19 protein-coding genes are annotated in these 15526 nt (G+C 42.3%); all 19 read left to right on the forward strand.

Going from position 1 to position 15526, the window contains the following annotated elements; genetic code table 11:
* Window positions 1-69 precede the first annotated feature (69 nt).
* Window positions 70-843, forward strand: a complete 774-nt coding sequence (locus BC351_RS15335; protein ID WP_244209005.1) for a DeoR/GlpR family DNA-binding transcription regulator — start codon at window positions 70-72, stop codon at window positions 841-843.
* A gap of 113 nt (window positions 844-956) precedes the next feature.
* A complete protein-coding gene (locus BC351_RS15340; RefSeq protein WP_079413458.1) occupies window positions 957-1490 on the forward strand; it encodes a GNAT family N-acetyltransferase in 534 nt (177 codons plus the stop codon).
* 108 nt (window positions 1491-1598) lie between these two features.
* Window positions 1599-1916 (forward strand): hypothetical protein, encoded by a 318-nt coding sequence (locus tag BC351_RS15345; RefSeq protein WP_079413460.1) that lies wholly within the window; start codon window positions 1599-1601, stop codon window positions 1914-1916.
* A gap of 55 nt (window positions 1917-1971) precedes the next feature.
* On the forward strand, window positions 1972-2727 hold the full coding sequence (locus BC351_RS15350) for a creatininase family protein (protein WP_079413462.1): 756 nt from the start codon (window positions 1972-1974) through the stop codon (window positions 2725-2727).
* A gap of 148 nt (window positions 2728-2875) precedes the next feature.
* Window positions 2876-3394 carry a GNAT family N-acetyltransferase gene (locus BC351_RS15355; RefSeq protein ID WP_079413464.1) on the forward strand — a complete coding sequence of 173 codons (519 nt, stop codon included), beginning with the start codon at window positions 2876-2878 and terminating at the stop codon, window positions 3392-3394.
* Between the two features lie 478 nt (window positions 3395-3872).
* The gene (locus BC351_RS44335) at window positions 3873-4202 is read left to right on the forward strand and encodes a methyltransferase domain-containing protein (RefSeq protein ID WP_079413466.1); all 330 of its coding nucleotides are present in this window, start codon (window positions 3873-3875) and stop codon (window positions 4200-4202) included.
* A 402-nt stretch (window positions 4203-4604) separates the two neighbouring features.
* Complete coding sequence (locus BC351_RS15365) at window positions 4605-6206, forward strand: response regulator (RefSeq protein ID WP_079413468.1); 1602 nt, start codon at window positions 4605-4607, stop codon at window positions 6204-6206.
* A 108-nt stretch (window positions 6207-6314) separates the two neighbouring features.
* The gene (locus BC351_RS15370; RefSeq protein WP_158082098.1) at window positions 6315-7379 is read left to right on the forward strand and encodes a YrpD family protein; all 1065 of its coding nucleotides are present in this window, start codon (window positions 6315-6317) and stop codon (window positions 7377-7379) included.
* Window positions 7380-7605: 226 nt separating this feature from the next.
* Entirely contained in the window at window positions 7606-8100 is a 495-nt protein-coding gene (locus BC351_RS15375; RefSeq protein ID WP_079413472.1) for a hypothetical protein, read from the forward strand.
* On the forward strand, window positions 8097-9866 hold the full coding sequence (locus tag BC351_RS15380) for an ATP-binding cassette domain-containing protein (RefSeq protein ID WP_079413474.1): 1770 nt from the start codon (window positions 8097-8099) through the stop codon (window positions 9864-9866). The genes BC351_RS15375 and BC351_RS15380 overlap by 4 nt, the downstream gene beginning before the upstream one ends.
* A 24-nt stretch (window positions 9867-9890) precedes the next feature.
* Entirely contained in the window at window positions 9891-10322 is a 432-nt protein-coding gene (locus BC351_RS15385; protein WP_079413476.1) for a TlpA family protein disulfide reductase, read from the forward strand.
* A gap of 273 nt (window positions 10323-10595) precedes the next feature.
* Window positions 10596-11006: a DUF6941 family protein gene (locus BC351_RS15390; protein ID WP_244209006.1), complete on the forward strand. Its 411-nt coding sequence runs from the start codon at window positions 10596-10598 to the stop codon at window positions 11004-11006.
* A gap of 31 nt (window positions 11007-11037) precedes the next feature.
* Window positions 11038-11577 (forward strand): MauE/DoxX family redox-associated membrane protein, encoded by a 540-nt coding sequence (locus BC351_RS15395; protein ID WP_244209007.1) that lies wholly within the window; start codon window positions 11038-11040, stop codon window positions 11575-11577.
* On the forward strand, window positions 11546-11956 hold the full coding sequence (locus BC351_RS15400; protein ID WP_144028404.1) for a hypothetical protein: 411 nt from the start codon (window positions 11546-11548) through the stop codon (window positions 11954-11956). Before BC351_RS15395 ends, BC351_RS15400 begins: the two co-directional genes overlap by 32 nt.
* 504 nt (window positions 11957-12460) lie before the next feature.
* Window positions 12461-12799 (forward strand): acyltransferase family protein, encoded by a 339-nt coding sequence (locus BC351_RS15405; protein WP_079413480.1) that lies wholly within the window; start codon window positions 12461-12463, stop codon window positions 12797-12799.
* Between the two features lie 68 nt (window positions 12800-12867).
* Window positions 12868-13326 (forward strand): acyltransferase family protein, encoded by a 459-nt coding sequence (locus BC351_RS44340; protein ID WP_425270927.1) that lies wholly within the window; start codon window positions 12868-12870, stop codon window positions 13324-13326.
* A gap of 134 nt (window positions 13327-13460) precedes the next feature.
* Entirely contained in the window at window positions 13461-13919 is a 459-nt protein-coding gene (locus BC351_RS15410; protein ID WP_079413482.1) for a GNAT family N-acetyltransferase, read from the forward strand.
* Window positions 13920-14020: 101 nt separating this feature from the next.
* Window positions 14021-14572 (forward strand): GNAT family N-acetyltransferase, encoded by a 552-nt coding sequence (locus BC351_RS15415; RefSeq protein ID WP_079413484.1) that lies wholly within the window; start codon window positions 14021-14023, stop codon window positions 14570-14572.
* A 26-nt stretch (window positions 14573-14598) separates the two neighbouring features.
* Entirely contained in the window at window positions 14599-15504 is a 906-nt protein-coding gene (locus BC351_RS15420) for a GNAT family N-acetyltransferase (RefSeq protein WP_158082100.1), read from the forward strand.
* Window positions 15505-15526: the final 22 nt, after the last annotated feature.

Raw genomic sequence — 15526 nt, forward strand, 5'->3', positions numbered from 1 at the left:
ACGTCTTCTCTATGAGGGCGTCATTTTTTTGACAGATTGCAATCAATACCTAAGATGTAGGTGATTAATTTGGGAAAGCATTTTGCAAGCGAACGTAGAAATATGATTATGAATTTATTATATCTACAGCAACGGGTTACAGTTAAGGAATTATGCAACAAGTTAAACGTTTCTGAAGCTACTTTACGAACGGATTTAAGTCTGATGGAAAAAGAAGATCTTCTCATACGTACGCATGGTGGCGCAATTCTTAAAGCTGAAACAGATTACCAAAGACTCTCCTTAGAAAAGGAGTCATCTAATCACATTGAGAAAATGAAGATTTCCCAAAAGGCTTCTCAACTCATTTTGAATAGGCAGTGTATTTTACTTGATGCCAGTTCGACAGCTTTGGAACTAGCTCGCATTCTAGCAAAAGTAAAGCACAAATTAACCGTTGTCACCAATGGCATTCAAGCGGCAATGAACATGAAAGAAAATCCGAACCTTACCGTTATTCTTCTAAGTGGCTTACTTAGCATGGGTTCGTCTGCTTTGGAAGGTAGTTATGGCATAGATCTATTCAATCATATTAACATAGACATTTTTTTTACTTCATCCAAGGGATTTACCATTGAGGATGGATTAACCGACTATAATATTTACGAAGTGGATCTGAAAAGGGCTATGGCGGATTCAGCCGCGCGTATCGTCGCACTGCTTGATCATAAAAAAATGGGGAAAACTTTTATTTCTTCATTTGCCAGCACAGAAGAGATCGATATATTGATAACAGACAGTTTAACCCCGCGTTCTTTCATAGAAGATATTTCTAGCAAACAGGTAGAAGTAATTGTTGTTTAAGCCTTGCAGGAAAGTTGCATCAATTTCACGAATACTTCTAGAATGGAGGAATTGCGTAATTTCTATAAAATACGTTATCTCACACACCACAAGAGTTAGGAGATTAAAAACTTATGATCACTCTTCAATATTTTGAACCATCCGATTTTCAAGAACTAATATCTTGGAGTGGAGATGAAGCATTTTTACTTCAATGGGCTGGAACACAATTTAAATTTCCCCTATCAGAAGATCAATTATTGGAGTATCTCAAAGACTCTAACGATATGAATACATCAAACAAACTTATATACAAAGCAGTTGATTTGGAAACCAATCAAACAATTGGTCACATTTCAATCGGGGGAATCGATCGACAAAACCGCTCAGGACGAGTTGGCAAGGTTTTAGTCGGAAATCAGAGCGTACGTGGTAAGGGATATGGTAAACAAATGATCCAGCAGATTTTAAAGATAGGATTCGAAGACCTTAAATTACATCGGATAAGCCTAGGGGTCTTTGAATTTAACGAGTCAGCACTTCTGTGTTATGAAAAATCAGGGTTCATTAAAGAAGGTCTGGTTAGGGATGCGCGTCGATATAAAGATTCCTATTGGAATTTAATTGAGATGGGTATTTTAGAGGATGAGTGGAGAATGGGTTTATAACATCGGAACAACAACAAACAAGGACTGCCTGAATAAGGCGGTCTTTGTTTTGTTTATTAATCGCATCAATGCTTTGATTCAATACGAATGACCGAGGGAGATGTTACATTGTTTTATTTATTATTGGAAATTCTACGTATCATTTTATTATTATTAATCTTTGTTGGCTTCTTTGGAACTTTATTGGGCTGCTCGTATTCATTTTTGGGTTTTAACTTAAACAACATTAACTATGGCTGGTTAGCGTGGATTGCAATAATAAGTTTATTTTTTGTTCTTTATAGAAATAAGTTACAGTATTCAGGTTGGTATATTGGTGAAGCAGAAAGGAAGCTCCATAGGAGGGGAGCAGGAGAGGCCAAACGACAAGTCTGCACCACTGCAATTAAATTTGGAAAGTTAAATTATAGCTATTTAAATTGGTGAGAATGGTATAATTTGTTGCATGATGAAAAATTGTTCGTATTTAGGGAGTGTTAGTATGCTAAGTTTTAAGAACACCACGACAGAAATTTCAAACAGTGGGATTGACACAGTTGTTCTATCGGTAGGAGCAACGGAGCAGTTTGGACCGTACTTACCTATGCATTTAGATACGCTAATCGCAGAACTATTCGCTGATACATATGGAAAAGAATTAAATGCTTATGTCTTACCTACAATCCCGTTTAATACCTCAGAAGAACATGCCAATTTCAAAGGAACAGTTACTGTAAGCCCGAATATATTAACATCCTTGTTGGAAGAAATTATTACTAACTTGATCCGGCAAGGTTTTAAGAAGTTTGTGGTCTGCACTGGACATGGTGGCTCATATTGGGAAATGGCTTTCGTCAAACATATAAACTACAAGTACCCTCAGATTATCTTAGTCACCGCAAATCATAATAATCAAATTGCATGGGAAGAAGCAGTTAATAAGGCAGGGTTACATGGCTTAAACGAAATACACGGCGGGTTATTATCTGTGTGTACAGCTATGTGGCTTTGTCCTGAACTGGTTAAGACAGGATCAATGGGTTCGGACATTCCTTCAGAAAACCGTCTATATGCGGATTTCTTAGGATGGGATCGACTAACTCAGGATGGTTGTTGGGGCCAGTTCGAAGCAGGAATATATTCACACGAAGAGCTGGCTGAAAAAGGAAAGCTATTTTGGAACACATTTATTAATAAAAGAGCTGAGGGTTTGAAAAAAATTCTAGACGAGGGGTACCGTCGAAAAACTCTAGTATGATTAAGCTATCGGAAACTATAGCTCAATATAGATTGAACGAGGCTGATGGTACAAACGGCAGCCTCCATACGTAAACGGGATAGTTTAGTTATAAGAATACCTTACTTTCATATTTATGGTAGAATAACCCAAGCGGGGAGGGTCTGATGTGAATATTGAAATGTCACTGGTACCTTATGAAGAGAAGTCGGTTCTATACAATCTCATTCAGCTATATCGTTACGACAGCAGTGAGTTCGACGGACATGTACTTAATCATCATGGGATGTACCTGTACAAATATTTCGATCATCAATGGACTGACGAATATCGACGGCCATTTATAGTGAGAGTTGATGGGGAAATTTCGGGCTTTGTTTTGATTAGCTTAGATGTACCCAAGGAATATATGAAATTGAGTGGTGCTGAAAAAACAAATATAGTAAGTGATTTCTTTATTATGAGGAAATACAGGCGCAAAGGGGTAGGCAGATATGTTGCTTACTCATTGTTCGAACAGTTCAGTGGCACATGGGAGATAAGGCAAACTGCAGGTAACAAGCCCGCGTATGAGTTCTGGAAACAGATTATTACCCAATATAAAGCAGATGATTTCTATCAAGAAAAGATTCTACAAAATGAAAAATGGAATGGTCCTGTCTTTGTTTTTGAGTCAGCAGCACGTTGAGCATAAGCCAATGAGCCAAGCTGAAAGAAGAGATCAGCCTGAACCGCATCCCTCCGGAGATTGGAGAGCTGGAACAACTAGAGCAGTTAACTGAAATACATTAATGTGTCGCAGGATTCGTTTTGGGAAACGATTGAATCAGAACTTTGGTTCCTTTCAATCTGACATCGAAGTGAAGCTCGGAGCAGATGTCGGGTGACAAGAACATTATCTCATTAATTACCGCGTAAATCGCGGTTTTTTTATTTTATGGGATCAAGTTCTTGTCACGAGCCAATGACAAGAACTTGATCCCATTCCCGATTTTGACAAGAACTTGATCTCATTCCCGACAGATGGGAGTGAATGAGGTGGATATAGAAATACCTGGAAAGGATACCTATGATTGAACTAACGGGCAGGTTACTAGAACACTTGAAGAAATTTTTAATGTAAAAAAACCCCTTATTCAGTACAATGTTAAAAAATATAGCATAGTGTGTTCAAGATTCTCAAAGAATTCAAGAAAAGTCGAGTTTCTTACAACGAAACATATCCTCAACGAGATTACTCACCAACAAATGCAAAAATTTTAGAAGTAGGTTGTGGAACTGGTGCTTATTCCCTTCATTTTGCGGAGCAACAACATGAGGTAGTTGCGGTGGATATCACACCAAAACATATCGAAAAAGATGATTATCGGCAACGGAAATGGATTCCGTTCTTTGCAACGACCGGCATGCTCGTATGCAGTTTACATTCCCGATTCCCTCTGCAACACGGGGGCTTTATGAATTTGTTGCTATTTCACCATACCTGCCTCTTTTGAGTGAATATCATAACAAAACCACTCTGTGTTTCCATACGCAGGGCTAGTCTTTTATTTTCTGTAAAAAGAATCACATAAAAACCATTAATTGCTATGTAAAAAAATGGTATGATTGTATGGGCAAGTTTTATTAATGAACCCGACATTATTTCCAAGAGGGGAAACGATGTCTTTGACTGAAGGCGGCGAACTCATCATCACTAGTAGGGTGCAGCGATAAAGAGAGGCTTGCCTTATTCTCACGAGTCCAAATGCTATATGGCAGCGAGGCTGGGCTTTGGGCAGGCAGCAGGGAAGGAGTAGGCCAACCGTTGCGTTGAGTCTTCCGCTTGACCGCTGTACGGCGGAATTTCATTTGGAATCAATGGCACAACTGACACGTAGAACGGAGGAAATGTCATCTTGAATTTACTGATTGTCGAGGATGAGGTTCGGCTGTGCAACAATCTGGCCCGCCACATTCCATGGGAGAGTCATGGGATAGAAGTTATAGGGACGGCATTTAACGGGATGGAGGCGCTGGCACAAATTGAGCGAAAAAAGCCAGACCTGCTGCTTGCGGATATTCAGATGCCGCAAATGGACGGATTGACGCTGGCCCGCCATGTACAGGAGAGCGACTCCCTCATCAAAATGGTTATCTTGAGTGGTCATGACAACTTTGCCTACGCGCAAATGTCGCTGGATTTAGGCGTATACAAATATTTACTCAAACCAGCAGGCGATATGGAAATATTGCAGGCGATGCTTGGAGCGGCTGAAGAGCTGCGCTCCGAATTGGAAGAGCGACACGAGCGTGTCTTGCTTAAGTACAAGTGGGAACAGCATTTGCCGTACCTGCAAAACCAGTTCTACAGCAATTGGTTGACTGGCCGGTATCAGCGCGATGAAATCGTACGCTTAAGCAGGGAGCTGCAACTGGATCTCAAGCTGGATGAAAGCTATATCGTAGCAGTCTTTGATATGGACAGGCAGCCTGCGCAGGAGGGAAGTTTTAGTGTAAAGGATGCTTCACTGCTCCAGCACACGTTAGCTGGCGTTCTAAACGATTGGCTTCCTGACTCAGCATACCGGATATGCAGTGATGTGGAGGGCTTATCTGTGGTTATATTTGCGCTTGGGGAGAGGGAAGAGGAGAAGGAGGCTGTGCTGCGCATTCATACAATGGCAGCAAAATTGCTTGTACATGTTCAAGATTACATGAAGCATACAGCGAGTGCCGGGATCAGCGGTGGAGCCGGGGAAGCGAGAGAGCTTCATGTCTTATATCGTGAAGCTCGGACGGCTTTGTCAAATCGCAAGCTGTTGGGAGGCAGCATTGCCATTCCCTACCAAGAATCCTCACCGCTGGCTACTAGTATTCCTTGTCCAGAGCCGACCTATGAGAAGGCTTTGGAAATGGCTTTACAGACCGGAGATGAGGACAAAGCGCTTGCGGCTCTGACGTCCATGTGGGAAGAGGGTCTGACCAGGCTGGCTACCCTCGATGATATGCATGAATATGTCCTTTGTTTTAGCAGTTGTCTGATTCGTTTGATCCGGAAGCAAGGCTGGCTGGTAAAAGAAGTGGCGGGCGAAGACTTCATCTTCTTTCAAAACATTCACCTGCTCGCCACCGCTGAACAAATCTATGCCTGGCTGCAAAAAACGATTCATAACATATTGGCTTACGCCCGTACAAAGAGGCAGACGGTCAGTCACCAGACCGTCAAGCTGATTTTGAAGTTGGTGGAACAGGAGCTGGACACCGACCTTACCCTCCATATGGTGGCGGAACGGCTTTATATGAATGCCTCTTATTTAAGTCGCTTATTCAAACAGGAAACTGGAAAGTCATTTTCCGCCTATGTATTGGAGAAGAAAATGGAGCGGGCTCGATCCGTTTTGCTAGAGGGGACCAAAGTATATAACGCTGCTCTAGCCGTCGGATATCGGGATGTCAGCTATTTCACCAAAGTATTCCATAAATACTGGGGGGTAACGCCCGGCAGCTTCAAACCATAATGTCATTAAACTACCATAAAAAGGTATGGTTGTCGTCTAATTCGGACAAGTACCCCCTTGTATAATGGAGATGAATCAGCAGCCTAATTAATGAAGGAGTGTGTGTTTATGAAAAAGAAGATCATCTTACTTACGGTAGTGGTAGCGGTAATGACGTCCATGTCGACGGTATTGGCAGAGCAATCGCCGGCAGCAACTAAACCTGCGTTGTTCGAGACAGGCGGAGCGGAAGTAACGGATTACACTAACATGAAAAGCGCAGGCAAAGTGGAGGCCGTTTTGAGCAAAGCCCGCCAAGCTGCGGCAGAGGAAACTGGGTTAGCCTTGGGAGCAAGAAGCGTGGGACCGGGAACGGAGACAGCAGTGAATTATGTTTTCATCGATGGTAATACCGGTTATTTTTATGAAAAGAGTCCGATATTCGACAGAGAGAAGCTGTACGTGTATGAGGTAAAAGCGGAATCCTTGCAAAATACCCCAGTTGGGGTGGAGGCCGCATTAGTGACGGATCTCCCGAACGGCATCGGCGGGAAGGCCGTTGTGAACAAGAATGGATCTTACATCAATGCAACGGTGAGAACCGCTGTGCAAAGCCAACTTTCGGGCGCACCGTCGGGTGCTACTTACATTTATTCCGGATTCAGCGGCACTGGAAGGAAATATGACGGAACTAACAATAATTTCCCCGTAGAGGCGGATATGGGATTGCAATACAGCAATGCCTACGGATATGTCAAATGGACGCCTGTTCTGGGCTTTTACAATGGCATCCATAACAACGGTTCCTTCTTGTCAGGCTATGAAAAGGTGCAGTACAAGAACGGCTTCAAGGGCGGCACGGATGTGAACCTGACCGCTTACCGCAACGTGAACGGCAACACCCGGCTTTCAATAAGCGGGTATGCAGTTTGTCCAGATTCGGCTTGCTCGCAAACTGCCGATACCTACCTGACATCTATTATGGAATTTGCCAATACGAATGTGACGAGCGTGAGCAAGTGGAAGATGCTCGCTACGATCGCAGGCTCGGAGAACGTAACGGGACATATTTACACGGAATTCAAAAATGTCAATTTAGATGGCGCAGCACAGACTCCGACGAAAGAAGCGGAAGATTATGCAACGGTAAGTATATCGGGGAGCACGGTAACCATTAACGTATCTCATGATTGAATCGTATCGACGACCAAAGATCGACCAAGCCTGCAAGCCGGTTTGGTCGATTTTTCTATTTTATGCTTAATTTGTCAATAAATATGTCATTAAATTACCAAATAAAGTAATTATAACCTATTTAAAGTAAATATGAATAATATGTACAATTGAATCAAGGCAAAGGATAGCCCTAAGGCAATGAAAACATCCATCCTCATATTCAATTGAACCAGGAGGGAAAAAAGTGCAATTGATACAAGAAGCAAAAGATCATAGACGGTTTTTAAAACAAACGGTCGAGCATTACAAAGTGGGTGCTTATTTTCCCGAGCAGTTGATTTTGTTTCCAAAAACCGATCCAGTTTCCTTTGAATGGATGCAGCATACGAATCATGGAACGATCATCTTTATAATGAGCGAGGCGTGCTCAGCCTGCAACATAGAACCGGCCATTTCATTTATGAAGGCGCATCCAGCCTTTGACTACTGTCTTCTGTATGAAGGAACTCCGCAATCCGTGGACGAGCAGCAAGCGGGATTGCCTGTGGAAATCCGAATTCATCGGTGCGATACGATGAAGCTGCATAACCAAATCAAGGTCAATGTGGTGCCATATGTCTTAGTGTTCAACAAAATCGGACAGGCTGTAGGGGCGGATACGTTTCACGATCTAACAGGGCTGGAACGCACAGCTTCCCCCTTAATCCGTGTCTATCGCAACGGTCAAACGCAGACATGAAGTCGTTTGTCCGAACCGCGAAAACGACGTGGGAAGCCTTCTCCAAAGTATATAGGTTCAATAAAAACATCGTTATACTTTCGCTCTTGGTCTATACCTTAGCTGCTTTTCAAACGAACCTGAACGTGTATCTCAGCAAATTCATCGTCGATCAATTAACGGTGAAGAACCTCACCATGCTGCTGGGCGGTATTGGTCTTCTCATTTCGTTTCAACTTATCCGTACAAGGCTCGACTCGTACACTCAGCTTAAGAGCAGCAAGATGAGCTTGGAGTTCTCCGTACAGTGTGAGAACCAATTGATTGATCTCGTGGCCAATACGGAATTAATCGATAAGGAGCATCCCAAATTCAAAGGCGATTTCTCTTACTGGACGTATAGCAACAACAAGTATTACGATACGTATTTCATTGCCACCGGTTTGGTCAAGCAGATCGTTCTCTCGGGTTTAAGTCTCTTCTACCTGCTTCATTCGTACTGGGTGATCGCATTGCTTGCCCTGCTGGTTGGCACATGGAGAGGGCTTTACGATCTGCGGGCTGTCAGGGAACGGGTGCGAATTGATGAACAATTGATGAGAAATGCCCGGAGTCACCACTATTATTACGATTTGCTGACAGGTTCCGAGACGCAGAAGGAGATGATGTTGTTTCAGCTATATCCGTATTTCAGGAATCGGTGGCTTGGTAAGAAAAAGGAGTCCACGGAGCTTCAAGTCCAGCTTAACAAAATCAATCATCAGAGAACTTTCCGGGGCGAGATGCTCTCAATCATAAATACCGGTGTCGTTACCGCTATAACCGCCTACTTGATTTATAAGGGCTCCCTTGGTATCGGGGATTATGTGGCGATTCTTATGGCGCTCAGCATGACGGAAAGCAGCATCAGCTTCATGTTTTCTTCCTTTTCGCGATTGACCGAAAATTGTCTGCATATCGAGAAACTGAAGCTTATCGAAGCCACGACGCAAGCCGCTGTCAGCAGGGAGAAGCAGGTCGGGGATCAGCCTTTTATTTTCAAAAACGACATCCAGATCTGCGACTTGACTTTCCGCTATCCGAATCAGGATCAGCTTGCGCTTGCAGGTATTACGGCGCAAATCAAAAAGGGAGAAGTTGTGGCGATCCTAGGAGAGAACGGATCGGGCAAATCGACGTTGACAAAACTGCTGTTGGGGCTGTATCCAAGCGGTGAGGGGACTATTTTGTATGATGGCATCCCTATAAAGCGAATCGACCGAGATGAGATGTGGAAAAAGAGTTCAGCGGTATTTCAGGATTTCACCAGATATATGACTCAGGTAAGAGATAACGTGGCCGTAGGTAATATCGACGAGATCGACAATACAGAAAAGCTGAATCAATTGCTTGTCAAAATGGGCTTGGAGAAATCCTTTAAGAACGGATTGGACAGCCGTCTGGGATTTATGGAGGATGACGCCGTGAATCTGTCGGGCGGACAGTGGCAAAGATTGGCGTTGTCCCGCGTGTTTGTCCGCGATGACGATGAGTTGGTCGTCTTCGACGAACCGACCTCTGCGCTAGACCCGCTCAGTGAAGTCCGATTAATGAATGAGATTCTCGATTACTGTCAAGATAAAACTGTCCTGCTCATTTCCCATCGCGTCGGTGTCGCCCGTAATGCCGACCGTATTATTGTCATGGAGCGCGGGCGAATCGCAGAAACCGGCAACCATGATGAACTGCTTCAGCAGCAAGGTCTTTACACGGAGATGTGGAATCAGCAAAAGCAGTGGTATGTTTAAGTCTTAATGAAAGGAGAGGTTCCGATGTCGGTGCCGACAAAGCCAGCCCGCTCTGCAGATAGCGGTTTGCCCTTGGGCGCAGCGCTCCCTGCGCTGCCGGATTATATGCAAGCCTGCTCAGGGCGTGCATACGTAGAAGCAGACGCAGTCAATGTGCTTTTGTTCACTTCGATGCATTGCGTGCATTGTATCGATTTGTTGCCTCATATTCAAACGATGGCGGAGAACTACCCGGACTTCTCGTTCCGCCTCTTCTCTACGGGGGACGAGGAGGATCATCGGAGTATGTCCGAATATTTCAAATGGGAGTTCCCAGTCTACTCCATGGATCAAAGCGATATGGAAGCGTATTTCGCTATCACGTTCATGCCCTTTATGATGCTTGCGGATCGCGCAAAAACCGTTGTGGCTAAAGGCGTCATCTATAACGCAGACGATTTTGATCGCTGGATATGAGGATGTTGACTAACGAAAGGAGGTGAAAACGATGGCTTGTAATTGTCCTGTTGATGGAGTAGTTCTGGATCAATCTCCATTGGTCTGTTTGGTTGGTTATTGCACTCATAACGGTAGCAGTTATCCTAAAATTATGTCAGTTACCAAAACATTAGGCTGTAGAGATGGAAGTACTAGCGTTTGTCAGTATCAGGCTGGCTGCTGCAACTAAGCAAGACCTAGAGAAGGGGACCGCCCCTTCTCTTTATTCCGTTCTTGGAGGAGTGAACATCCTTGAAAGCTCAATTGATGATCTGCGATCAGATCGCTAATAATACACAATTGAAAGGTCATGTTTTAGGAACAGTACTGAACTCTCTGACTGTGCCTGTACTGCCTTTCGCCATCGAATTGCATGTGTTGGTGAAACTGTTTTACTTGCCGCGCGAAGATTCCGTCGACACCGCGTTGTCGATCGCCGATGCCAACGGCGAGATCATCGGGCTTACGCCTGCCACGGTTCTGCGGAACTACAGGGCTGCTGATCAAATTCCTGGGGTGGACCAAGATTTGACCGTGACACTGGTAGTAACCGAGCCGGGAATCATTCATGTCCGGTGCATGTTGAACGGGGAAGAGGCGGCGAGCTATCCATTAACCATCCGTTTGGAAGAATGCCAAGCCTCTCGAACCGACATATGTTAACATACTGTTACGATGAAATGGGTGATCTTACGTGCTCCATTGGCTGGCCTATGTGCTGGATATGGTGATGGCGATCTTATTTTTCATGCCTTTTTATATGAAATTGCTCCGTTTTCCGAACTTTCGCATGGAAATTTATGCCTACGGCATCCTGCCGCGCTCCCTGATTACGCTAACGGCCATTGTGGTCGCAGCGTTGGAGTTCATTCTTTTCCTTGCATTCACTTCCGGCCTGTTTGACGTTTGGAAGGAACTGGCCGCTGCCTTGTTGCTCGGCTTGTTTGCCTTGTTCACGTGGCGGAAAATCAGGATGACTGGCATTGAGGCCTGCGCCTGCTACGGAGAAATTGCCTTTCTGAATCGATACCCGGTTCAGCGGAATTTGATCCTCATCGGACTGTTGACGCTAGGTATGTTTTTGCACTCAGGGGTCCGTGACCTGAACGTTATTCTCAACTCGCTTCTGTTTGTTATGGCAATGTCGTTTTTTATTGAGCTTGTCCAATTTGCATGGAGCAAGAAGAAAAGGAGGGAGCATAGTGAGCAGTCTGAGTCTGCTGTCCCTATGTAACTTGACTGGGTTCCTTGCTTGTCTGTTCGCTCTGATCGTTAAAAGGAGGAAAGAAAGTCGGGATATGGGTACGGCGGTGAATCATGTGAAGTGGTTGTTCCAAGGGCAGGATGAGCTAAAAATATTATTTCTGGATTATGCGGAGCCGGTATTTAAGCAAGTCGATGCTTTGCTCTCCTCAGGTACTTCAGGCCGATTTATCGTCGTGTTTCATGCACCTGCCTGGCTGCTTGCCGCCAAAGGAAAGAAGTGGAAGGGCCATGAATTGGTAGATGCCCGAACGATCGATTTTAAAAGCAAAAAAATGATTATCGTGACTAAGAAAAGCAACTATGATATCTATGAGGAAGTCGTCGCTTTTATGAAATTCATGGCCTAGAGATACGGCAGCATTCTGCTGAATCTCTGGTTTGTGATCAACCTATTTTCTGAGAAGCAGTGAAGCAGCCCTCAAACCCTTAGCTATCGAGAGATCCCTGAGCGCCGTTACTTGCAGGCTAAGACAGAAGAAGCAGAAGTTGGTAATAATGTTTTTGAAATGCAACGTATGGCACGTACATTACAATCCAAACGGGAACATGGGAGGCTGCCTCGTGCAGCCTTTTGTGTTAACGGAATAATTAGGGATAAGACTAGTGATTTAATTAATGGTCTTATTTTCCATTTTATGGTATCATGGACGAATGATTGTGGGTCGTGACATCAGAAAATGCTATCGGAGTTTGCTCTATAAACACTTTTAAAGGTTGCCTGTATACTCGGCAACCTTTTCTCACCTACCGGACAAGATATCATGAAATATCGTTAAATATTTTACACCCATTTTTTCTTTTAACTAATTGTATTTTATGTTTCAAAACATCATTGAGGTGGGGTATTATAATTGATACAATCCGTGAGATCTAAGATTTATGAAATGGATATCGTTAGAGCGTTGGCTATTCTTGCGGTTGTCCTTATTCATTCCACTTCAGATGCAACCGTAGAACCGACTGATGGAAGCTTATCACAAATTATATTTTATGCAATCAACAGGGCGTGTCAATTTGCTGTCCCTTTATTTATCCTAATTAGTGGAGTTGTATTATTTTATCAATATTACGAAGACTGGAATTTAAAATCGGCTATTAAGTATTTGAGAAAAAGAATATGGAGGATAGCCATTCCTTATTACACTGGTTCCCGTTTCTATGACAATGGCAAAACGATGGACCTGGTTTAAGCATTGCTTTATCCCGTTTGGGATCCTAATACAAGGGTCTTTATATATATAAAAAAATTGGGTTTCAGATTTACCCCATGTTTCATCATTGTCACCTACATATTTTGCTTACTTTTATTTCGGGCCTAATCTATGTCGGATTGTTAGTAGCAAGTCACTATTCTAATTTACATTTTGAAAATTCACCCTGGTATGATATTTCAGTTCTTGTATATTCAGTTGGAATTGGGGTATCCTTTCTCTGGCTAGGGCACTTATTGTTAATTAATTCATATGCGCCAATTCGTTGGCTTAATTCAATTAGTAGTTGCTCATTTGGTATCTATTTGACTCATCCATTTTTACTAAGTACATACAAATATCTCAATAAAGCGCCTGGTTCAATCTGGGGATATAATTTATACACATTGATTGGCTTTCTTATAGTTTTTATCGGGTCATGGTATCTTTCTTATGTGTTTCGTAAACTGATAAGCTGGATGATAATGATTTATCAAAAAAGTGGTACTCAAAAATTACAATCCTAATAGCCTTGCTACGTTAACATGCAGTTAGCAAAAAGTGAAGTGAGAGCATAAACTTATGAGATTTTCGTCAATGACATGACAAAAGCGAGATGGTCTAAATTGTTGATACAACGAACAAAGGAGCTGTACCTTATATGAAACAAATTTCCCTTCGCCAGTCCCAAAATTCAGATATTGAGACAATTGCTAATTTACGAGCCATTGTACTACGTAATGATTTAACTAGGCTAGGACGGTTCGATGAAGAGAAGGTTCGTCAACGCTTCCGTAATTCATTTGACCCCGTTCACACTTGGATTATTGAGTCGGATTCTTCTTTTGTTGGCTGCGTAGCTCTTAAACCAACGTTAGACGGTTATTTATTGGAACATTTTTATGTTCATCCCAATTACCAAGGTAAAGGGGTCGGCAGTCATGTATTAAAAAAATTGCTTAAACAAAAGGATGTAAAAGGGAAACGTGTAACATTAAATGTCTTACAAGGAAGCTCTGCTAAACGTCTTTATGAACGGTTTGGTTTCAAAGTTGATAGTGAGGATCTCATAGACGTTTACATGTCCTTGCATGTAGAGGAAGATATCAGAACCGACTAAGTATAGTTGTATATAATCAATGTTTCCATTGTCCATTTTTTCCAAAGCATTAAACTGATAGTGGTTCTCATAACTCAATCACAGAGAGGTTTTGATTTGAAATGAATTTTGGAACATTTCCAGTAGTAAAGACTGAACGATTTCTGCTGCGTCAGATGACAATTGAAGATGCACCTGCGGTATTTGAGATTTTTTCTGATGCAGATGTTACAAAAGATATGGGCGAAGACCCCTTTAAAAGTATTGAACAAGCAGAGGATTTAATTCATTTTATGAACAACTTGTTTATTGAAAATAAAGCTATCCGCTGGGGAATTATTAATAAAGAGGATAATACTTTAATTGGGACTTGTGGATACAATGGTTGGGAGATTCATCGAGGTTCACGTGGAGAAATAGCCTATGATCTGGGCAAAAAATATTGGCGAAAAGGTTATATGACTGAAATATTAAAAAGCTTAATTTCCTTTGGCTTTGAAACAATGGGACTGTATCGAATAGAGGCATTTACGAATGTAGATGCTACCCCATCTATAAATTTATTGAAAAAAGCTGGTTTTAATCAAGACGGTGTACTTAGAGGATATTCTTCCTCTCAGGGGGTTTATGTCGATAACCGGTGTTTCTCTCTTTTAAAAAGTGAGTGGAAATAAAAATCTGCAAAGATGGGGGTTTATTGGTGTTTTCTAATGAAAATCTAGAGGTTGGAATAGACTTTGCTTATGATTATAAAGAAAATAAAGTTTACAGAGATAGTTTTAATCAACTAGCAACTTTAGTTTTTGGTATTCATTTTGAAGATTGGTATCAAAAAGGATTCTGGGATGATCGTTATATCTGCCATTCATTCCTCAAAGATCATGAAGTTATTGCCAATGTTTCTGTTAGCAAAATGGACTTAATGATAGAAGGTGTAAATAAAAAAGCGATTCAAATTGGAACGGTTATGACTCATCCCGATTACAGAGGGAAAGGCCTTTCTGGTATATTGATGAGGCATGTTCTCGATATGTACGAGCAAGATTGTGATATCTTCTTCTTATTCGCTAATAGCACTGCAATTGATTTCTATCCAAAGTTTGGATTTGAATCCTTGGGTGAATCACAATTTATACTTAACTATCATCCCATTCCCAATGCTGATATCCGTTTACGCAAGCTGAATTGTTCCAACGAGGAAGACTTGGCATTCATTCAAAGAAGGGTTTTGTCCCGTAGACCTATTTCAGAACAATGTGGTGTTAGCCTTAACCAAGGGCTTTTTATGTTTTATGCAATCAAAGTATTTCCAGAGTCCATCTATTACTCGCAAGAGGATGAGGCCATTATCGTCTATCAACAAGAAGGTCATACACTTCGTCTCTATGATGTAGTTAGCCAAGGTGATGTTAATTTAAACCGATTGCTTAATCATATTGCAAATGAGCAAACAGAATACATTCATTTTCATTTCACACCAGATCAATTCACAGAGAAAGCGCAGCATAAGCTGATGGACAGAAATGAGGATAAGCTCTTTATGAAGGCTAACTTTGCTTTAAATAAAAATTTGAAATTCTGTGTACCTGCGTTAGCGCATGCTTAGAATTGAATCAAAATTGCCTATA

It is taken from the genome of Paenibacillus ferrarius, from assembly GCF_002027705.1.
GTDB lineage: Bacteria > Bacillota > Bacilli > Paenibacillales > NBRC-103111 > Paenibacillus_E > Paenibacillus_E ferrarius.